This is a genomic window from Deltaproteobacteria bacterium (assembly GCA_005879795.1).
Classification (GTDB): domain Bacteria; phylum Desulfobacterota; class Binatia; order DP-6; family DP-6; genus DP-6.
The window spans coordinates 15,908-35,809 of record VBKJ01000127.1 but is presented as its reverse complement, the minus strand read 5'-3'; the positions used below and the strand labels follow the sequence as shown (position 1 = coordinate 35,809).

17 protein-coding genes are annotated in these 19,902 nt (G+C 73.0%); 6 read left to right on the top strand and 11 right to left on the bottom strand.

Annotated features, from left to right (window positions below; genetic code table 11):
- Entirely contained in the window at positions 1-420 is a 420-nt protein-coding gene (locus E6J59_06715) for a hypothetical protein (GenBank protein ID TMB20976.1), read from the top strand.
- A gap of 53 nt (positions 421-473) precedes the next feature.
- Here E6J59_06715 and E6J59_06710 read toward each other — a convergent pair whose 3' ends face one another.
- Positions 474-1,898, bottom strand: a complete 1,425-nt coding sequence (locus E6J59_06710) for a B12-binding domain-containing radical SAM protein (GenBank protein ID TMB20975.1) — start codon at positions 1,896-1,898, stop codon at positions 474-476.
- Here E6J59_06710 and E6J59_06705 point away from each other — a divergent pair.
- The 4 genes from E6J59_06705 (at position 1,761) to E6J59_06690 (ending at position 6,293) form a co-directional block, all read left to right on the top strand.
- Positions 1,761-2,903: an ABC transporter ATP-binding protein gene (locus tag E6J59_06705; GenBank protein ID TMB20974.1), complete on the top strand. Its 1,143-nt coding sequence runs from the start codon at positions 1,761-1,763 to the stop codon at positions 2,901-2,903. The two genes, E6J59_06710 and E6J59_06705, sit on opposite strands and share 138 nt — an antisense overlap.
- Complete coding sequence (locus E6J59_06700) at positions 2,903-4,552, top strand: hypothetical protein (GenBank protein ID TMB20973.1); 1,650 nt, start codon at positions 2,903-2,905, stop codon at positions 4,550-4,552. Before E6J59_06705 ends, E6J59_06700 begins: the two co-directional genes overlap by 1 nt.
- A 57-nt stretch (positions 4,553-4,609) precedes the next feature.
- Complete coding sequence (locus E6J59_06695; GenBank protein ID TMB20972.1) at positions 4,610-5,821, top strand: CoA transferase; 1,212 nt, start codon at positions 4,610-4,612, stop codon at positions 5,819-5,821.
- A gap of 70 nt (positions 5,822-5,891) precedes the next feature.
- Positions 5,892-6,293 (top strand): hypothetical protein, encoded by a 402-nt coding sequence (locus tag E6J59_06690; GenBank protein TMB20971.1) that lies wholly within the window; start codon positions 5,892-5,894, stop codon positions 6,291-6,293.
- A gap of 92 nt (positions 6,294-6,385) precedes the next feature.
- Here the strand turns inward: E6J59_06690 and E6J59_06685 are convergent, their stop codons facing one another.
- Both E6J59_06685 and E6J59_06680 read right to left on the bottom strand, forming a co-directional pair.
- On the bottom strand, positions 6,386-7,144 hold the full coding sequence (locus E6J59_06685; GenBank protein TMB20970.1) for an SDR family oxidoreductase: 759 nt from the start codon (positions 7,142-7,144) through the stop codon (positions 6,386-6,388).
- Positions 7,145-7,219: 75 nt separating this feature from the next.
- Positions 7,220-8,020 carry a sugar phosphate isomerase/epimerase gene (locus tag E6J59_06680; GenBank protein ID TMB20969.1) on the bottom strand — a complete coding sequence of 267 codons (801 nt, stop codon included), beginning with the start codon at positions 8,018-8,020 and terminating at the stop codon, positions 7,220-7,222.
- Between the two features lie 124 nt (positions 8,021-8,144).
- On the opposite strand from E6J59_06680, the gene E6J59_06675 reads away from it, so the two are divergent.
- On the top strand, positions 8,145-10,202 hold the full coding sequence (locus E6J59_06675) for an NAD(+) synthase (protein TMB20968.1): 2,058 nt from the start codon (positions 8,145-8,147) through the stop codon (positions 10,200-10,202).
- 42 nt (positions 10,203-10,244) lie between these two features.
- On the opposite strand, the gene infA is transcribed toward E6J59_06675, so the two are convergent.
- The 8 genes from infA to E6J59_06635 form a co-directional block, all read right to left on the bottom strand.
- A complete protein-coding gene (infA, locus tag E6J59_06670; protein ID TMB20967.1) occupies positions 10,245-10,463 on the bottom strand; it encodes a translation initiation factor IF-1 in 219 nt (72 codons plus the stop codon).
- 149 nt (positions 10,464-10,612) lie between these two features.
- Positions 10,613-11,587 carry an LLM class flavin-dependent oxidoreductase gene (locus tag E6J59_06665; protein TMB20966.1) on the bottom strand — a complete coding sequence of 325 codons (975 nt, stop codon included), beginning with the start codon at positions 11,585-11,587 and terminating at the stop codon, positions 10,613-10,615.
- Positions 11,584-12,783 (bottom strand): acyl-CoA dehydrogenase, encoded by a 1,200-nt coding sequence (locus E6J59_06660; GenBank protein TMB20965.1) that lies wholly within the window; start codon positions 12,781-12,783, stop codon positions 11,584-11,586. Before E6J59_06660 ends, E6J59_06665 begins: the two co-directional genes overlap by 4 nt.
- Positions 12,784-12,850: 67 nt before the next feature.
- Positions 12,851-13,744, bottom strand: coding sequence for a glycosyltransferase family 2 protein (locus E6J59_06655; protein TMB20964.1), 894 nt, complete (start codon positions 13,742-13,744; stop codon positions 12,851-12,853).
- On the bottom strand, positions 13,741-14,874 hold the full coding sequence (locus E6J59_06650) for a glycosyltransferase family 4 protein (GenBank protein ID TMB20963.1): 1,134 nt from the start codon (positions 14,872-14,874) through the stop codon (positions 13,741-13,743). Before E6J59_06650 ends, E6J59_06655 begins: the two co-directional genes overlap by 4 nt.
- On the bottom strand, positions 14,871-15,818 hold the full coding sequence (locus tag E6J59_06645; GenBank protein ID TMB20962.1) for a glycosyltransferase family 2 protein: 948 nt from the start codon (positions 15,816-15,818) through the stop codon (positions 14,871-14,873). Before E6J59_06645 ends, E6J59_06650 begins: the two co-directional genes overlap by 4 nt.
- Before the next feature lie 9 nt (positions 15,819-15,827).
- Complete coding sequence (locus E6J59_06640; protein TMB20961.1) at positions 15,828-17,825, bottom strand: tetratricopeptide repeat protein; 1,998 nt, start codon at positions 17,823-17,825, stop codon at positions 15,828-15,830.
- Positions 17,818-19,728: a DUF2723 domain-containing protein gene (locus tag E6J59_06635; GenBank protein TMB20960.1), complete on the bottom strand. Its 1,911-nt coding sequence runs from the start codon at positions 19,726-19,728 to the stop codon at positions 17,818-17,820. The genes E6J59_06640 and E6J59_06635 overlap by 8 nt, the downstream gene beginning before the upstream one ends.
- Positions 19,729-19,902 lie beyond the last annotated feature (174 nt).

Sequence of the window (19,902 nt, the reverse complement as noted above, 5' to 3'; positions counted from 1 at the left end):
ATGACGCCGAAGGCGAGAGGGACCGTGCGCGCGCTGGCGATCGGGATCGCGCTCGCGTCTGCCATGGTGCGCCCGGCCTGCGCGTCCTGGTCCTGGTACGAGGACAGCGCCGGCTACCAGTATACGGTCCGCCGGCAACGCTCGGACGGCGGCCCCGTGCTGATCTACTTCCGCACCGACTGGTGCCCGCACTGCCGCACGCTCGACCAGCTGCTCGAGTCGGGCGAGGTGACCTCGCGCCTGAAAGACTACCTGAAGGTGCGCATCAACCCCGAGCACGGCGCGGCCGAGCGCCGGCTCGAGAAGGATTACGGCTCGCGGGGCTACCCGGCCCTCTTCCTGCAGGCCGAGGGCCGCTCCGCGAGACGCCTCTCGACCGAGGGTCCGGCGGCGCACTTCCTGGCCCAGTTCCCGCGCTGAGCCGGCGCGCAGGACGGGCGCGGGGCCCGCCCTCCTGGACGCTCGCGGAGCGCTCAGAGGGTGTGCGTCGAGCGGAAGAGGCGGTTTCGCGCGCCCGCGAAGAGCGCCAGGTTGTTCAGGAGCATCTTCCCGCGGAACGCCGGGAAGTCGCGGAAGAAGCGGCTCCGCCGCGCCGCGCGCGGGTCGTAGTAGAGCTTCACGCTCTCCCACAGCATGGCGCGCGCGATCTCGGCGCTGGTCAGGTGGCGCGTGCGCACGTTCACCATGTAGCCGTTGTAGCGCGTGAGATCGTCGGGGTTCGTCACCAGCCCCGCGGCGAGCAGCTCCGCCCGCATCTCGGTACGCGGGTAGGGCGTGAGACACTGCACGATCGGGAAGTCGAGCCCGAGCCGGCGCGCGTAGCGGAAGGTGCGGCTGATGGCGGCGCGGTCGTCGTCCGGGTTGCCGACGATGAAGCCGCCCACCGCCTTGATGCCGTTCTCCCGGAGGAGGCGGACGGCGCGCGGCGTCTCGTTCTCGCCCCGGCCGAGCTTCGGCCGGATCTCGAGCGCGGCCACGTTCGCGTCCTCGGCGTTCTCGATGCCCATGAAGACGGTGTCGAAGCCGGCGCGCGCCATGGCGGGCGCCAGCGTCGGGTCCTTGGCGATGCCGTGCACCGAGGCCTGCACGACGTAGCGCAGGTGCGAGAGGCCCGCCGCCACGATCTCCTCGCACAGCTCCTTGAAGCGCGGCACGTCGATCGTGACGTTGTCGTCGACGAAGAAGACGCCGCGCACGGCGCGGCGGTCGAGCGCGCGCAGGTCCGCGATCACGCGCGCGAGGGGGAACCTGCGGAACGTGCGCCCGTACATGCGGCGGATGGAACAGAAGGTGCACGGCAGCGGGCAGCCGCGCGTCGTCTCGGCGACGTCGAAGCTCCGGTCGAAATAGAACGCACCGTCCCACGCCCGCGCCGTGCGGCGCGGGAGCGGCAGCGAGTCGAGCGCCAGCAGCTCGCCGGCGGGGTTGTGGCGCCAGCCCCGGGCCCCGCGCCACGAGAGCCCCGGTATCGCGGCCAGGTCGCCCCCGCCGACCAGCACGTCGGCGAGCTGCCGGAAGGCGCGCTCGCCCTCGCCCCGCACGATGAAGTCGAAGACCCGGCCGTCCCGCGCCGCGACCCGGTCGGCGAGCACGGTGGCGTGGTAGCCGCCCAGCACGTGGAGCGTGCCGGGCGCGGCCGCGCGCACGGCCTCGGCCAGGATGCGCGCCGTCTCGTACTGGAACGACATCGCCGAGTAGCCGACCAGGTCCGGCTGGAACGCGGCCACCTCCTCGAGGACACGCCGCCGCACGCCCCGGGGGTGCAGCACCAGGTCCAGGATGCGCACCTCGTGCTCCGGCACCTCGGCTGCGATCGTGCACAGCCCGAGGTTCGGGAACTTCATCACGCGATCGAGCGAGGACGCGGTGTCCGGCATGGCGAGGAGGAGGATGCGCATGGCCGGGCCTATGGACGGAGCCTCCCGGCGTGTCAATATGTCGCTCGCCGCGTGGCTCCCCCGATCCTAGTCGAGGCGCTCCGCAAGAGTTACGGTGCGCAGCTCGCGCTCGGCGGCGTCTCCTTCGAGGTCGCCGCGGGCGAGATCGTCGGGCTCCTCGGCCCCAACGGCGCCGGCAAGTCGACGACGCTCGGCGTCCTCGCCACCCTGCTCCGCTTCGACGCGGGACGGGTCGCGGTGGCGGGCCACGCGCTCCCGGCCGGCGCCGCCCGCGCCCGCCGCGCGCTCGGCCTCGTCCCGCAGCAGGTCGCGGTCTACCCGACGCTCGGGGCGCGCGAGAACCTGCGCTTCTTCGCGCGCGCCTTCGGGCTCGGGAGAGCGGAGGCGGCGCGGAGCGCGGCCGCGGCGCTCGACCTGGTCGGCCTCGCCACGCGCGCCCACGAGCCGGTCGCGTGGCTCTCGGGCGGGATGCGTCGGCGCCTGAACCTCGCCTGCGGCATCCTCCACCGGCCTGCGGTCGTGCTCCTCGACGAGCCGGTCGTGGGCGTCGATCCGCAGTCGCGCGAGCGCATCTTCGAGGCGATCGAGACGCTCGCACGCGGCGGCGCGGCCGTCCTCTACAGCACGCACCAGATGGAGGAAGCGGAGCGTCTGTGCGCGCGTGTGGTGCTGCTCGACAGGGGTCGCGTGGTCGCCGCCGGGACGCCGGCGGCGCTGGTGGCGGGCGCGGGCCTGAGGCCGATCCTGCGCCTGCGCACCGGGCGCCCGTTGCCGCCCGGGTGGCTCGCGGGCGTCGCGGGCGCGACGCTCGCCGACCCCTCCGCTCCCGAGACCACCATCGCGGTGACGGACACGGCGACCGCGCCGGCGATCCTCGCCGCCGCGCTGCGCGCCGGCGGCGACGTCCTCGAGATGGCGCTCGTCCGCCCGAGCCTCGCCGACGCGTTCTTCGCGCTCACCGGCCGCGCGCTCCGCGACGAGGACGCGCCGGCCGCCTCCGCCTGATGCTCGCCGGCCTCGCCGCGGCGCTCGGGAAGGACCTCCGGTTGCTGGCGCGGGACCGCGTGGGGCTCGTGTTCCTGACCGTCGCCCCGATCGTGGTGATCTCGGTCGCGGGCCTCTCGCTCGCAACGCTCTATGGCGCCGAGCCGCGCGGCGGCACGGCACCCGTCCTGCCGGTCGCCGACGAGGACGGCGGCTGGGTCGGGCGGGCGGTGCGCGAGCGACTCGCGGACGAGCCGTCGGTCCGGGCGCGCCCGGTCGCGACGGCCGAGGCGGCGCGCGCGCTCGTGCAGGCGAAGCGGGCGGCGGCGGCGCTCGTCGTCCCCGCGGGGGCGTCGGAGGCGGTCGGCGGGGGGCGCGCCGCGGCGCTCGTCCTCCTGACCGACCCCGTGAAGACGGTGGACGTCGCCTACGTGCGCGCCCTGGCGCAGGAACTGCGCCACGGGCTCGAGGCGGCTGCGGTCGAGCGCGCCCGGCACGAGCTCGACGCGGCCCGCGCCCAGGCGGCGGACGCGCGGGCGCGCTTCGTGCACGCCGCCGACGACCTCCACCGTGCGCTCGACGATCTCGGCGCGCGCCTCGAGGCGATGCGGGCAGACGCCGAGCGGCGGAGGGCCGCTGCGGAGCGCGAGCTGCGCGCGGCGCTCGCGGAGCGACAGGCCGCGGCGCGCGCCCGCCTCGCCGCGGCGCTGGCACCGCTGCGCGCGTTCCTGGCCGAGCTGGCCGCCAAGCGGCAGGCCTTCGCCGAGTGGCTCGCGGCCGTGCGCGAGCGAGCCGGGCATTTCGCCGACCGCGTCCCGCCGCCACCCGAGCCGCCGCGGGTGCCGCCCGCGCTCGAGGAGCTGGCGAGCGCGGACCCCGATGCGGTCGCGGCGCGCCTGGTGGCCCCCGACGGCGCGCCGGCGCTCCCGCCCCTGGCGCCGCCGGCGTTGCCGGCCGCGCCCTCGCTCGACCTCCCGGCGCTCCCCGAGCCGCCTGCCGGCCGCCTGCCCGGGCCCCTCGCGCTCGAGGAGACCAGCGTCACCGGCGCGCCGCGCCGGCTCAACACCTTCGATCAGAACGTGCCCGGGTTCGGCGTCACCTTCCTCCTCCTCGGCGTGCTGCTCGGGGTATCGCTCGGCCTTCTCGACGAGGACGAGTGGGGCACGCTCGAGCGCGTGCGCACGACGCCGATACCGCTCACGGCCGTCCTGGTCGCGAAGCTCGCGGCGCGTGCGGCGGTGGGGTTGGTGCAGATGGCGCTCCTCTTCGTCGTCGGGCGGCTCGCCTTCGGCGTCTCGCTCGGCCCCGAGCCATGGGCGCTCTTCCTCCCCACCGCGGGCATCGTGTTCGCGGGCACCGCCTTCGGCCTGGTGGTCGCCGCGGCCGCGCCGGGCCGCGAGGCGGTGCTGCCGCTCGGCTCGATCGCGATCATGACCATGGCCGCGGTCGGCGGCTGCTGGTGGCCGATCGACCTCGAGCCCGACTGGATGCGGCGGGCAGCGCTTGCCTTGCCGACCACCTGGGCAATGGAGGCATACAACGACCTGATGATCCGCCGGCAGCCGGCCGGCGCCGTGCTCGGCGCGACGGCGGTGCTGCTCGCGCACGGGGCCGTCTACCTGGCGGTGGGCCTGCTCCTCTTTCGGCGCCGCGTGCTGCGGGGCAGCTGAGCCGGCTTGCCAGCCGGCCCGGGGGTGTGCGAGGAGCCCGCCCGGAGGTCATTCGCGATGCCCATGCCGCTCGAAGGGACCCGGGTCATCGACTGGACCATCTGGCAGCAGGGGCCCGTCGCCTCGGTCATGCTCGGCGACCTGGGGGCCGACGTCATCAAAATCGAGGAGCGCGTCGGGGGCGACCCGGGGCGCGGCGTGCTGAAGGCGCAGGGCCTCGATCTCCGGGACCGGCCGAACTTCTACTTCGAGGCCAACAACCGCAACAAGCGGAGCCTGACGGTCGACCTGAAGAAGCCCGCGGGCGTGGCGCTCGTGCAGCGCCTGGCCGAGCGCGCCGACGTGTTCGTGCAGAACTTCCGCAAGGGGGTGGCGGCGCGCCTCGGACTCGACGCGGCCACGCTCCGCGCCCGCAACCCGCGCCTCGTCTACGCAAGCGCCAGCGGCTACGGGCCCGAGGGCCCCGAGAGCGGCGCGCCGTCCTTCGACTACCTCGGCCTCGCGCGCTCGGGCATCATGTACTCGGCGGGCGAGCCCGACGACGAGCCGCTCGCCATCGCGGGCGGCATCGCCGACCAGATGGGCGCGATCATGCTCGCCTACGGCATCGTCACAGCCCTCCTCGCGCGCGAGCGCTCCGGCCGCGGCCAGGAGGTCGACGCCTCGCACCTGGGCTCGATGGCCTGGCTCCAGGGCCTGGGGCTCTCGGCGCGCCTGATGCTCGGCCGCGCGCTTCCCCGCCAGCCGCGGCGCTACGCTACCAACCCGCTCTGGAACCACTACAAGTGTAGCGATGGCCTGTGGCTCGCCCTCAGCATGCTCCAGCCCGACCGCTACTGGACCCGTTTCTGCGCGGTGCTCGAGATCCCCCAGGCGGCGGCCGACGCGCGCTTCACGACCATGCTCGATCGCATGATGAACGCGGGCGAGTGCATCGCGCTCCTCGACGAGGTGTTCGCGCGCCGCCCGCGCGCGGAGTGGATCCGTCGCCTCGCCGAGGGCGGCGACTTCATCTACTCTGTCATCAATTCGGTCGATGACCTGCCGGATGACCCGCAGATGCAGGCGAACCGGTACGTGACGGCGTTCAAGCACCCGGCCTTCGGGCCGACGCAGGTGGTCGGCCTCCCCGTGCGCCTCAGCGAAACCCCCGGGTCGATCCGCCTCCCTGCCCCCGAGTTCGGGCAGCACACCGAGGAGGTCCTGACCGAGGTGCTCGGCTACTCGTGGGAGGAGATCGGGCGGCTGCGGGAAGAGGAAGTCATCTAGTATGGCTTGACTCGGCGCGCGCCAGAGCCCATCTAGGGAGGCGACCTCATCGTCTCGTTCGGGGGGCCGCATGTGGCGCGTGGCGGGCGTTCTCGTGTTGCTGCTCGCGGTGCTCGGGCACGGAACCGCGGAGGGGGAGATCGACGACCGCGCCTCGGGGCCGGCGTCCGGCGCGCTCACGGTCTCGGTCAGCGAGACCCCGGACGCGGTCCAGCTCCGCATCCGCGCGCGCCGGGACGTCGAGCCCGGGTCGGTGGAGGTCCGGTTCGCGGGCCGCAAGGTGGTCGTGCTCGCGCGCGACACGGAGGGCCGGCCGGTCCGCTCCCGAGCCCTCCGCCTGCCGGAGCGCGTGATCGAAGAAGGGCCGACCGCCGAGTACGACACCGACGATGCGCTCGTGGTGACGCTGCGCAAGCAGGTCGCCGCCGGGGACCTGAGACGTCCGCCCCGCCCGCTGAGTGCCACCCGCTGACGGCTTGACGCCTCCGCCGATCGGCCACTTCGGCACCGCGCGGTCGTCCGGGGTTCCGATGGGAGTGTAGCGGCACCATCCCTCCAGCCGGCTCACCCGAGCATGATCATCCCGCCGTCCACCGGGATCACCTGTCCGGTCACCATCTTCGCGTCGTCCGAGGCGAGCCAGACCGCCGTACCGGTCAGGTCGTCGGGATCGAGTGCGCGATGGATCGCCATCTGGAAGTTGATGATCATGTCCAGGAAGTGCGCGGGGACGCCCTGCCGGGTGGCCTCGGTCATCGTCGGGCCGGGGGCGATCGCGTTCACGCGGATGTTGTACCGGCCGACCGAGCCGGCCATGTAGTGCGTCATCGCGTTCATGGCCGCCTTGGTGACGCTGTAGTGGAACGAGGGCAGCTCGTTCTCGATCGGATACTCGGGGTGCACGTAAGCCGCGCCCGAGGACTGGTTGATGATCGAGCCGCCCCCGCCGTCGCGCATGTGCGGGAAGACGGCGCGGCACATGAGCCAGGCGCCGAAGTAGTTCACGTCGAAGATCCTGCGCAGATACGCGTAGCTGGTGTTCTGGTTGTCGATGCCGAAGAAGATGGCGGCGTTGTTGATGAGCACGTCGATGCGCCCGAACCGGTCGGCGACCGCCCGGCAGAGGCGCTGGGTGTCGTCCTCGCTCGACACGTCGACGCGCTCGAAGACGTGCCCGAGGTCACGCGCCACGGCCGCGCCCTTCTCGGCGTTGATGTCCGCGACCACCACGCGGGCACCCTCCTTGGCGAAGCGCCGGGCGTAGGCCTCACCGATCCCCTGCCCCGCGCCGGTGATGATCGCGACCTTGTCCTCGAGCCTCATGCGAGCCCTCCCGTGAACGAGATGGCGGTCTCTACCGCCCGCCGCCGCGCGAGGGCAAGCCGTCCGGGAAGGCGCTCAGGTCCACAGCGCACGGAAGCGCGCGATCGCGCGCGGCAGCACTGCCTCGTAGCCCTCCGCCTCGATGGCGGGGCCGAGGAGCTCGATGTCGTACCAGCCGTCGTAGCCGGCATCCGCGAGCGCCCGGCAGAGGCGGCGGAGCGGGATGTCGCCGTCGCCGATGACGACACGCTCGCTGGCACACATGGTGCCCACCTTGAAGTCGCTCACCTGCACGATGGCGATGCGTCCCGCGCGCCGGCGGATGTTCTCGTAGAGGCGGCGCTCGATCCAGGCATTGTTCAGCTCGAGGACGACGCCGAGCCAGGCAGAGGCGAAGGCGTCGGCGAAGTCGAGCGCCTCGTCGAAGGAGTGGAGGAAGCCGAGGTCCATGCGCAGCTGGCTCACCGGCTCGAGCGCGAGGCGGACACGCGCCCCCTCCGCCTCCGGCAGGAGGGCCTCGACGAGCGGACGGGCACGGCCCGCCGCCTCCTCCCAGGAGAGCGCGCCCGGCGGTCCGGGCAGCACGAAGAGGGTGCTCGCGCCCAGCTCGGCCGCGGCCGCGAGGTGCACGCGGGCACGCTCGAGCGCGCGGCGCTCGCCCGGCGGGTCGCCGAGCGGGAACAGGCCCGACGAGGTGAGGCACGAGACGGCAAGGCCGGCCTCGCGGATGAGTCGCGCGGCGCGTGTCACCCCGACCGCCTCGAGCTTCCGGACGGACACGCCGATCCCGGGTGCGCCCGCGGCCGCGAACGCCTCGACGTCCCGCTCGAAGGACCAGCCGAGGGTCGTGATCTCGCTCATCGAGAAGCGCACCACGGGGGCGATACCCGCCGGCGGGCGCGAGCGTCAAGCCGGCCCGAACCCCCACCCTCACCTCGACCTCCTGGCGTCGGCCTCGTCATTGGTCCGACCCCGGGCGGCACGCTATATTGTCTGAGTGATGGCCGACGACTTCCTCGACGTCCGCTCCCACGGCTTCGCCCGCGTCGCGGTCTGTGTCCCCGAGGTGCGCGTCGCGGATCCGGCCTTCAACACCGAGGCGCACCTCCGGCTCCTGGAGCAGGTCCACCGGGACGGCGCGCACTACGCCCTCTGCCCCGAGCTCGGCCTCACCGGCTACAGCTGCGCCGACCTCTTCTTCCAGGAGACCCTGCTCGCCGCGGCGCTCGCGGCGCTCGCACGGGTGGCGGAGGCGGCGGCGGAGTGGAACCTGATCGTGTCCGTCGGCATGCCACTCGTGGTCGACGACCTCCTCTTCAACTGCGCCGTGACCCTCTTCCGCGGGCGCGCCGTCGCGGTCGCCCCCAAGGCCTTCCCCCCCAACTACCGCGAGTTCTACGAGCGGCGCTGGTTCCATCCCGCCGCCAATGCGCGCTCGACGGAGATCCCGCTCCTCGGCGAGCGCGTGCCGTTCGGCACGGACGTGCTGGTCGCCGCGCCGCGTCTGCCCGGCTTCGTCCTTCACACCGACATCTGCGAGGACCTGTGGACGCCGGTGCCGCCGGGGACGCTGGCCGCCCTCGCGGGCGCGACCGTGCTCGCAAACCTCTCGGCCTCGAACGTGACCGTCGGCAAGTGGGAGTACCGGCAGGAGCTGGTCCGCTCCTCGGCGGCCAAGAACCTCGCCGTGCAGATGTACAGCGCCGCCGGCTTCGGCGAGTCGACCGCGGACCTGGCCTGGGATGGCCACGGGCTGGTCGCCGAGCGCGGCGAGCTGGTCGCGGAGACCGAGCGCTTCGCGCTCCACGGCGCCGCGGTGGTGACCGACGTCGATCTGGTCGCGCTGCGCGAGGACCGCATGCGGCAGACCTCGTGGGGCGAGAACGCGGGCCAGCACGGGCGCCCCTTCCGTACGGTCGCCGCTGCGGGGGCCGAGGAGCGCCGCGGCGCCGCCGTCTACCGCGAATTCCGCCGCACGATCGCGCCGCTTCCCTTCGTACCCGCCGATCCCGCCCGGCGCGACGCCCGCTGCCGCGAGATCTTCCTCATCAAGGCGACCTCGCTCGCGCGGCGGCTGCTCGCGCTGCCGGAGGACGGGCGGCGGGCGGTGATCGGCATCTCGGGCGGCCAGGACTCGACCGAGGCGCTCCTGGTCGCGGCGCACGCCATGGACCTCCTCGGGTTGCCCCGCACGCGCATCTTCGGCGTGACCATGCCCGGCTTCGGAACCTCGCGCGGGACCCACGACAACGCCCGCGCGCTGGTGCGCGCGCTGGGCGCGACGCTGCGCGAGATCGACATCACGAAGATCGCCGACCAGGTGTTCGAGGCGATCGGCCACGACCCCGCGCGGGAGGACCACACCTTCGAGAACGTGCAGGCATGGACGCGGAAGTTCCTCCTCTTCGCGCTCACCTCGCGCGAGGGCGCCATCGACCTCGGCACCGGCGACCTCTCCGAGCTGGCGCTCGGCTGGGCGACGTACGGCGGCGACCACATGTCGCACTACGGCGTAAACGCTGGCGTGCCGAAGACGCTCGTCTCCGAGCTGATCCGCTGGGCGGCGGAGGTGATCTTCGGGGACGAGCCCGAGGTGGCGCGCGTGCTGCGCGCCGTCCTCGCCACGCCGATCAGCCCCGAGCTCCTGCGCCTCGGCCCCGGCGGCGAGATCGCGCAGCGCTCGGAGGAGCTGATCGGCCCCTACGAGTTGCACGACTTCTTCCTCTACTACTTCCTGCGCTTCGGCTTCGGCCCGCGGCGCATCGCGCGCATGGCGCTGCACGCCTTCGGCGGCCGCTACCCGGTGGCCGGGATCCGGCGCTGGCTCCTCGTCTTCCTCGAGCGCTTCTTCGCCAACCAGTTCAAGCGCGACTGCGTCCCCGACGCTCCCAAGGTCGGCTCGGGCGGCTCCCTCTCCCCCCGCGGCGACTGGCGCATGCCCTCGGACGCCTCGGTCGCCGCGTGGCTCGCCGAAGCGAAGGCGATCCCGGAGAGCCTCGAGCGCCCCCGCGCGGTCCCGCGCGCCACACGCGCGGCCAGCGACCGTCGTACCCGGTAGCAAGCGACGGAGCGGGGCGCCGCCGGCGCCCCGGCGCCCGCGTTACCCGCCGCGGAAGACGATCAGCCCGTGGGTGGGATCGTAGGGTGACACGGCGATGGTCACCCGATCGCCGGGAATGACGCGGATGTGGTAGCGACGCATGCGCCCGCCGATCTTGGCAAGGAACTCCATCCCGTTGTCGCCCTTCACGCGGTAGTTCCCCCCGGCGAGCGCCTCGGTGATCGTGCCCTTGATCTGGATCAGATCGTCGCGAGCCAAACGCCCTCCTCGAAATCGAGGTTGACTAGCACAGGGTCGTGAGCCCGGCAACGCGCGGGGGCGACGGTGCGGGCCGGTCGCCCGCGCGACGCGCGCGTGGTGGCGCCGCTCGCCGGGCCCCGGGTCGAGTCCGGCTCGCGGCGGGGTGGCTACACCCGCGGCAGCACTTCCTCCCCGAGCCGCCGGAGCACGTCGTCGCCGCGGTAGGCGAAGATCGTCTCCGTGACGTCCCACTCCCGCGCCCGGCGCGCGAGCTCGGCGACGCAGTCCTCGGGGGTGCCGATCAGGCAGAGGGGCGAGCGGAGCACGGCCTCCGGACCCTGGCCGAGCATCTTGCCGAAGTTCTCGGCGATCGCGCGCGTGGCCTGCGGGGCGTCGGTCAGGATGAGGGTGAAGATCGTCTGGCTGATCCGGATCGACCTGCCGTCGCGGCCGTGGCGCGCCGCCTCCTCGCGCGCGAAGCGGACCTTGGCGCGGAAGCTCTCGTCGGTCAGCTTGCTCACCTCGGCGAGCGCGATGTAGCCCGTCTTCCCGGTCGCACTGATGATGTTGAGCTCGTCGGCGTGCTTGGCGGCGAGACGCAGGAGCCCGCGGCCGCTCCCGCCCACGAGGAACGGCGGGTGCGGCCGCTGCGCGGGCTTGGGGAAGAGCGCCGCGTCCCGGAAGCGGTAGAACTCGCCCGCGAAGCTGAACGCGTCGCCGCCCCAGAGCCCGTGCAGGCAGGCGAGCGCTTCGTCGAGCATGCGGAGCCGGGTCGTCACGTCCGGGAACGCGATGCCCGTCATCCGGAACTCGCTCTCGGTCCAGCCCGCGCCGAGCCCGGCGACGAGACGGCCGCCCGAGAGCTCGTCGAGCGTCGCGAGGCTGCGGGCGGTGACGGCCGGATGGCGGAAGAGGTTGCAGAGGACGAGATGGCCGATGCGGACGCGCCGGGTCGCCTCGACCGCCACCGCCGCCTGCACCATCGGGTCGTAGGCGGGATGGTCGTCGCGCTGGCGCTCCGGTCCCTCGTGCACGAGGTGGTCGGGGAAGTAGATCGAGTGGAAGCCGAGGGCCTCCGCCGCCTGCGCCACGTCGCGGAGCTGCCTCCAGTCCGGGAAGCCGACCTGCAGTCCGAACCTCATGACGCGAACCTCGCCAGCTCGCGGCGCGCAATGGTCTGCTTGTGCACCTCGTCGGGGCCGTCGGCGAGCCGGAGCATGCGCCCGTCGCGCCACATGCGTGCGAGCGGCGTGTCGTCCGACACGCCGAGCGCGCCGTGCACCTGAATGGCACGGTCGAGCACGTTCATGAAGACGTTCGCCGCCACCACCTTGATCATCGAGATCTCCTGCCGGGCCTCCTTCTTGCCAACCGTGTCCATCTTCCAGGCGGCGTGGAGGCAGAGGAGGCGCGCCTGGTCGATCTCCATGCGCGAGGTGGCGATCATCTCCTGCACGAACTGCTTCTTGGCGAGCGGCTCGCCGAAGGCGATGCGGGAGTTGGCGCGCCGGCACATCATCTCGAGCGCGCGCTCGGCGCCGCCGATGGCGCGCATGCAGTGGTGGATGCGCCCGGGCCCGAGGCGCGCCTGGGCGATCATGAAGCCGGCGCCCACGGGACCGAGCACGCTCGCCGCCGGCACGCGGCAGTCCTCGTAGCGGATCTCGCAGTGCCCGCCGCCGCCCGTGTGGCCCATGACCGGCACCGGGCGGATGATGTTCAGCCCCGGGGTGTCGATCGGCACGACGAGCATGCTGGCGCGGAGATGCGGCGCAGCCTCCGGGTCGGTGACCGCCATCACGATCGCCACGCTCGCGCCGATGGCGCCCGAGGTGAACCACTTGTGGCCGTTGATGACCCAGTGGTCGCCGGTGCGCACGGCGCGGGTGCGGAGCAGCGTCGGGTCGGAGCCGGCGACCTCGGGCTCGGTCATCGAGAAGCAGCTCCGGATCTCGCCCTCGAGGAGCGGCTCGAGCCAGCGCTTCTTCTGCTCGGGCGTGCCGAACTCGGCCAGGATCTCGATGTTGCCCGTGTCAGGCGCCGAGCAGTTGAAGGCGACCGGCGCGGCCAGGCTGCGGCCCATCAGCTCGCAGAGGATGCCGTACTCCCAGTTCTTGAGCCCGGCGCCGTACTGCTCGTCGGGGAGGAAGAGGTTCCAGAGGCCGGCCGCCCTGGCCTTCTGCCGGATGGGCAGCAGCGTCGGCGGGTACGGCACGCCGGGCCGGACCAGGTCGGCCTCGGCCGCGATCTCGGCCTCGGCGGGATAGATGTGGCGGTCCATGAACTCCGCGATGCGGTCCCGGAGCTCGCGCACCCTGGGTGACGGCTCGAAGTCCATGGCAGACCTCCTCGGCTGTGGCGGCGGGCACGCTACGTCGGCGTGCGCGCCGAGTCCAGATAGCCGCTCACCGCAACCCCAGCGCCTCGAACGGCGGGCGGCGGCCCGTGAGGGCGTCGCGCACGCCGCGCATCTTCAGCACGACCTCGCCCGCGCGCCCGCGCGGCAGGTTCCAGAGGAGCTGCAGCGGCAGCGTGCCGACCAGGAAGCAGGCGAGCTTCGCGCGTTGCACCGGGCTCGCGTGGCGGCGTGCGTAGAGGACCATGTTCCGGGCCGTGAAGTACTTGCGGACACGCACCGACGCGGCGGCCTTCGACGTCCCCCGTCCCCCGTGCGTCACCACGGCGTCCGGGCAGTAGACGACACGCCATCCCGCCGCGCGCGCCCGCGCGCACCACTCCACCTCCTCGTGGTAAGCGAAGAACTCCTCGTCGAAGAGGCCGACCGCGGCGAGCGCACGGGCGCGGAGCCACATGGCGCACCCCGCGATCCACTCCACGTCCCGCTCCTCGGCGTAGGCGGGCCCGTCGAGCTCTCCTGCCCCGCAGAGGGCGACGAGGCTCTGCCGGTACGTCACCCGGCCCCACGCGAGCCAGAGCCGCTGCGGATCCTCGCGCGCGAGGACCTTCGCGCCGACGGCCGCGACGCGCGGATCCCGGTCGAGCACGCGGAGGGCTGAGCACGCCGCGCCGGGATGAACGCGCACATCGTCGTTCAGGAGGAGGACGACCTCTGCGCGGCGGGCGAGCGCGTCGCGGATGCCGAGGTTCGCGCCGCCCGCGTAGCCGCGGTTCTCCTCGCTCCGCACGCAGCGGACGCCGGGCGGCACGGCGAGCGGGTGGCGCGAGCCGTTGTCGACAACCAGGACGTCGATCTCGGGCTCCCGGGCGAGGCTCGCGAGGCAGGCGAGCGTCGCGGCCGGGTCGCGCCAGTGGACGACGACCGCGCTGATGCGGCTCACGCGACCTCCCGGTAGACGGCAAGCGTCTCCGCGACCATGCGTGCGAGCGGGTAGCGCCCCGCCGTCTCGCGTCCGTTCGCCGCCATCTCCGCGCGCCGCTGCCCGTCGGTGAGGAGCACGAGGAGCCGGTCGGCCAGGGCGGCGACGTCGCCGGGCGCCACCAGGAACCCGTTCCAGCCGTCGCGCACCAGCTCCGCGCTCCCCCCCTCCGTGCTCGCGATGACCGGGACGCCCGAGTGCATCGCCTCCATCAGCGTGATGCCGAAGCCCTCCACCTCGGACGGAAGCGCCAGCACGGCGGCCCCCCGATAGAGCGCCGCCACGTCGGCGCGAGGAAGGAAACCGTGGAAGATCACGTGCTCCGCGAGCCCGAGTTCGCCCGCGAGGCCTTCCATGTGGCGCCTGGAGGGGTGGTCGCCCGCGACGTGCAGGTGGACGTCGGGCACGCGCTCGCGCACGCGGGCGAGCGCGCGGAGGAGCCCGGGGAGCCCCTTCCGCTCGAAGTTGGCGCCGACGAAGAGCACGTCCGAGCTCGGCGAGCCAGCCGACCGCGCCTCCCAGCCGAAGCGGAAGCCGTGGTAGATCGTGCGCAGCGCCCGGGGCGGCAGCGCGTAGGCCGCCCCCACCTGGCGCTCGACGTAGCGGGAGTTGGCGATCAGCGCGTCGAGCTTGCGAAGTGCCGCTCGCTCGAGACGGCGCGCCAGCCGATGGTAGGCCCAGCGGCGCACCCAGTCGCTGTAGCGGCTGCGCCAGTACGAAAGGTCGGGGGACGCGGCGGCGAGATAGCAGTCGTGTACCGTCCCGACGAGCGAGGCGCCGTCGGCGCGCCGCGCGAACAAGGCCTCGCGGGCATCGAGGAAGTGGACCACGTCGAAGGCGCGCGCGCCGCCGAGCGCACCGAGCCGGCGCGCCGCGATCCAGGCGAAGGAGAGCCAGCCCTCGGGCGTCGGGTCCCTCGGCACCGCGGGCACCGGGTGGTGGTCGACGTCCTTCCAGCCGGGTGCTCGCCCTCGGGCGACGAGCGTCGTTCGGTGACCGGCTTCCGCCACCGCCGGGATGAGCTCGTTCGCGTACATGCCGACCCCGGTGCGGATGTCCGCGACCTGCTGGCTCACGAAGCAGATCCTCATGGACCCGCCGGGGTCCGCCGGCCCCCGACCGCGGCCCGCAGCCCGTGGAGGGCGCCGCGCGCCAGCGCGCGGCTGATGTCGCCGCGTCCGCGGACCGCGTAGAGCGTGGCGCTCGCGCCGATCATCACCAGGTACGTCGGCACGAACGTGAGCCACGTACCCGGCCCGCCACGGCGCCGCACGAGGAGCCACGGATTGCGCGCCTTCAGGAACGCCGCCCACGGCGTGAGCCCGGCCACGAAGCCGCGGAACCCATCGTGGTACACGACGGCACCCGGCTCGACGACGGCGCCGAAGCCGCAGGCGCGCGCGCCGACGCAGAAGTCGACGTCCTCGTAGTAGACCTCGATCTCCTCCGAGAAGCCGCCGACCGCCTCGAAGCACGCGCGCGTCACGAGCATCGCGCAGCCCATCACGCCCTGGACCGGATAGGCCCCGGTCGCGCCGCCGGGTCGATGCCGGAGGAGCGTCCGCGGTACGCAGAGGAGCGGAAGGAGATGGCGCTCGCCGGCGCTGAGGATGCGGCCCGGCTGGTCCGCGTACACGACCAGCGGGCCCGCGATGCCGGCGGCCGGCGCCGCGTCGAGCGCCGCCCCGAGCCGGCGGAGCGCGTCGGGCGCGAGGACCGTGTCGTTGTTCAGCAGCAGGACGCGCTCCGCACCAGCCGCGAAGGCCGCGCGCGCGCCTGCGTTCAGTCCGCCCGCGAACTGCCGGTTGTCATCGAGGAGGATGAGCCGCACGCGGGCGCCCCAGACCTCGCGCAGCCTCGCCCGTTCGGCCTCACTCGAGGCGTTGTCGACGACCAGCACGGCGTCCGGGGCGCTCTCCTGCGCTAGCAGCGACCCGACGCAGCGGTCGGTCGTCGCCCCGCCCTCCCAGCTGACGACGACGGCTGCGGTGAGCGGCCGCCCGGCGGCGCTGGCCTGGTCATGCGACACCGCCATGCCTACGGGCTATCCGGGATTGAACCCGGGGTGGGGCTGTTCGAGGCGCTGCAGGTTGGTCCGGTAGAGCGCGTTGTCCGGCTCGAGCTCGAGGGCTTTGCGCAGTGCGGCAATCGCGCCCTGCCGATCGCCCATGAGGTACGCGACATTGGAGCGATACTGGTACACGAGAGCGTAACGCGGCGCGATGCGCGCGGCCTCGTCGAGCGCCTTCAGGGCCGCCGGATAATCCCCCCGGCGGGCCGCCTGGCTCGCCTGCTCTGCGAGCGCGGCGGCGAGCTTCTCCGCGTCGGTCTGGGGCTGGTTCACACGCGCCGATCCCGTCAGACGGATGAGCGCCTCCCGCGACGGCTCGTACTGCGGATTATAACGAAGGGCCGTGCGGTACTCCTCGCTCGCCGCCTCGCGCTTTCCCTGCCGCTCGAAGATGACCGCCCGGTTGTGGTGAGCCTCGGGGTTGATGGGGTCGAGCCGGAGCGCCACGTCGAGGTGCTCGAGGGCCTCATCGAGTCGTCCGAGCGCCCCGAGCGCGCCCGCGAGGCTCGTCTGCAGGCCGCTGTCCTCGGGGTGCTGGCGCACCAGGCCTTCGTACGCCTCCACGGCCTCGGCATAGCGCCCGGCCTCGAAGTGCAGGGCAGCGAGGTTGCGGTCGCCCTCCGGTGAGCGCGCGCCCAGGTAGCCGAGGCTGCGCAGCCGCTCGAGGATGGCGGGATCGACGGCCGCGTCGGTCGCGCCCTCACCCCCGCGGGACCGTTCTGTCTCGTAGCTGGCGACCGACGGCGGCTCCGCGTTCACGTCGAGCGCTTCCGTCCACACCCGGCCGGGCATGTCCCGCGCGGGTGCGAGGCCGGCGAGCGCGAGCAGCGTCGGCGTCACGTCGAGCTGCCTCGGCTGATCGAGGCGGCCGCGGGGCCTCACGCGGTTCCCGTAGAGGTAGACGATGCCTTCGCGCCGATGATAGCGCTCGCTCACGCGGCGCATGTCGCGCGTCTTGCTGGGATCATCCGGCACGGCGCCGAGCTCGAAGCCGTGATCGGACAGCACGACGAGGGTCGAGCGGCGGTCGAGCACCCGCGTGAAGTCGCCGACGAGGCCGTCGGCGTAGCGGTACATCTCCTCGACGGTCCCTCCGTAGTGCTCCTGCTGCGCCGCGAGCTCGCCCGCGAGTCCCGAGGCGCGGAAGAGGTGTCCGAACAGGTGCGACGTCGAGTCGACGCCCTCGACGTAGACCATGAGGAGGTCCGGTCGCTCGCGCTCCCAGAGGTGCAGGCCGATTCGCCGGTAGCTCTCGGCCGTCGCCAGCGCCCACCTGAACTGGCTCAGGTCGTCGCTGAAGGCGAAGGGACGGGCGAAGGCCTCCGCGCCGACGTGGACGAAGCGCGCCGCCTCCGCGAGCGTCACGTCGCCCGGGCGGCGGATCAGGGGGGCCAGCTCGGCCTGCGCCTCGGCCGGGAACGTGATACCGGGCGCGCGCCCTTCCTCTGCGGCCCCGTCGCTCAGCAAGAAATGATAGCAGACGTGGTCGCTGACGATCGTGCCGCGTACGGTCTCCGCCGGCCACGTGGCCCACCAACCGACCACGGCCACGCGCCGGCCGGCGTCGGAGAGGATGTTCCAGATCGCCTTCACTCGGCGCATCTGGCTGGTCACGGGCAACTGCTCGCCGGTCTTCTCGTTCACCGCCACGAAGTGCCCGATGCCGTGCTCCTGCGGGGGCTTGCCCGTCGCGATGGTCGTCCAGAGGATCGGGCTGAGCATCGGCTCGCTGCTGAGCAGGCGCCCGTAGGCGCCCTCCTGCCGGAGCCTGGCGAAGTTCGGCATCTTGCCTTCGGCCATCAGCAGATCGACGATCCGCGGGTCGACGCCATCGAGGCCGAGCACGACGATGCGCTCCGTCGAGGGGTTCGCGCCGCAGCCGAGGGCGAAGGAGGCGAGCGCGGCCAGCACCAGGAGGTAGCGCATGCCCATCGCACTCCGGTAGGACGAGGCGCGGAGGCGGTCAAGCACCGGCGTCGATCTCGAGAGCCTTCAGGCGGTGGCCGTGCGCGGCCAGGGGCTCGCCCTGCCGCTCGAGAAGCGTCGCCAGCTGCCGGTGATAGGCAGGCGTGTCGGGTGCGAGCGGGAGGAGTGTCGGGTCGCGGACCAGATCCTCTTCGATCGCCTCGAGCCGTTTCTCCTCGGCCGTGAGCTCCGCCACCCGGTCGGTGGCACGTGGCCGTCTCTGGCTCGCCAGGTGCCGGGGGTTGATCGCGTGCGAGCGCCGGAAGGCGGCGAGAGCGTCCTCGAGGAGCCCGTTGCGCTGGAAAACGAGACCCAGGTTGTAGAAGAGCACGTCGTCGTCGTCCGCGGTCGCGCCGGCGAGCGCGAACTCGCGCCGGGCGCGAGGCCAGTCGCCGCGCGCGAAGGTGACCCCGCGCATGTAGTGGAAGTGGCCGATCAGGCTTCGCGTCAGATCGTCCTTCGGCACCCGCGGATCGCGCTCGCCGTCCAGCGCCTCCGCAGTGGCCGCCGCGGGCGGAGGCGGCCGGCGGGCTGGCCACACCCGGAAGACGAGTCCCACGGGCACGACGTCGAGCAACGGATGATCCCAGTTGGGGTGATGGGTGAAGAACAGCGGGTCGTTCTCCGGATCGAAGCGCAGCGGCGGCAGTTCCATGCCGCCCACGCCCTGCATGATGAGGTCCACGTCCGGCCGCCGCCGCTCGACGAGGTGAAGATACATGAGGGTGAAGAGCACGTTGTCGTCCGCCCCAGCGAGGTGAGCGCCCGGGGGTAGGGATTGGAGGACCGCGGTGCCGAAGTCCTCCGCGATCCGGTAGCGGCTCCGGTCGAAGGTCCGCCACCCCAGCGCCAGCAGGAGAGCCGGGACCAGCAGCGGAAGGAAGCGGAGCATCGCAGGCAGCCGCTCGAGCACTACCTGGGCTCCGAGCCCTGCGAGGAACGCCGCCATCACGTAAGACGGGATGTAGTAGCGGTGCCACGTGAAGAGGTCATGACGCGAGCCATGAGCGGCCAGCAGCCCGAAGTTCCCGGCCATGACGAGCCCGGGAAGCAGCACCGGCCAGCGCCGGCGGCGGCCGGCCGCCGTCCCCACCAGCGCGAGGGCGACGCCGGCCCAGGTGAGCTCCGCGCGGAAGCTCCCGAGGTAGTTCGCCGCGATGACCGGCAGGTCGGCCGGACCTTCCAGCCACGCACGGCCCCAGAACTCCCGGCGCGAGACCACCCTGAAGAATCCCCCGAGCGTCTGCGGGTCGCCCCAAGCGAGCGGCGGATGCGCCCGCGCGCGCAACGGCAGGTAGAGGTAGGGAAGCAGCCCGGCGCAGAACGCGCCGCCCGCCGCCACGACGCGCCGCGGCGAGCGCAGGATGGCCGGCTCCGCCGTGAGTACGAGACCGCCGAGGGCAAGTGCGTAGACGGCCATGAAGGCATGGTTGGCGGCCCCGAAGCCGCACAGGAACGATGCCCACGCGAGGCTCGTCCCGTCCCGGCGGACCTGCCAGCGCCAAGCGGCCGTCGTGGCCAGTACGACGAACAGCGCCCCCAGGCCGTATACCCTCTGGACGTTCGCCTCCGACCAGAAGCTCGGACTGAACGCCAGGACGAGCGCCGAGAAGGCCGCCGCAACCGGGTGGAGCGCCAGGCTCCGGCAGAGCCGATACAATGCCCCGCAAGCCGCTGCGGCGCAGACGGCGCTGAAGAGGCTCATCCGCCAGGCCACCGTGCCCACGGGAATTAGGACCGACCAGAGCTTGCCGAGGAGCACGTAGAGCGGGTAGCCGGTCGGATGCGGGATGCCCAAGACGTGAACCGCGGTGACCAGGTCGCCGCTGTCACCGACATAGATCGTGGGGCAGGCGCCGGCCGCGTAAACGGCGAACACGATCCCGGCGAGCGCGGCGGCGGCGAGCATCGCTTTGCCACACCCCCGTAGTCGAAACGGGTCGAGAAGACGAGGTCGCGGAGGAGCGCCTTGCACCCTCTATGGCCTTCGCCACCGCCCTCCCGTCTTTGTTCGATTGACGGGCGCGAACAGCCCGCGGTAGACGAGCACCTGTCGGTGCGCGGGTGACCGGGCGGTTTCCAG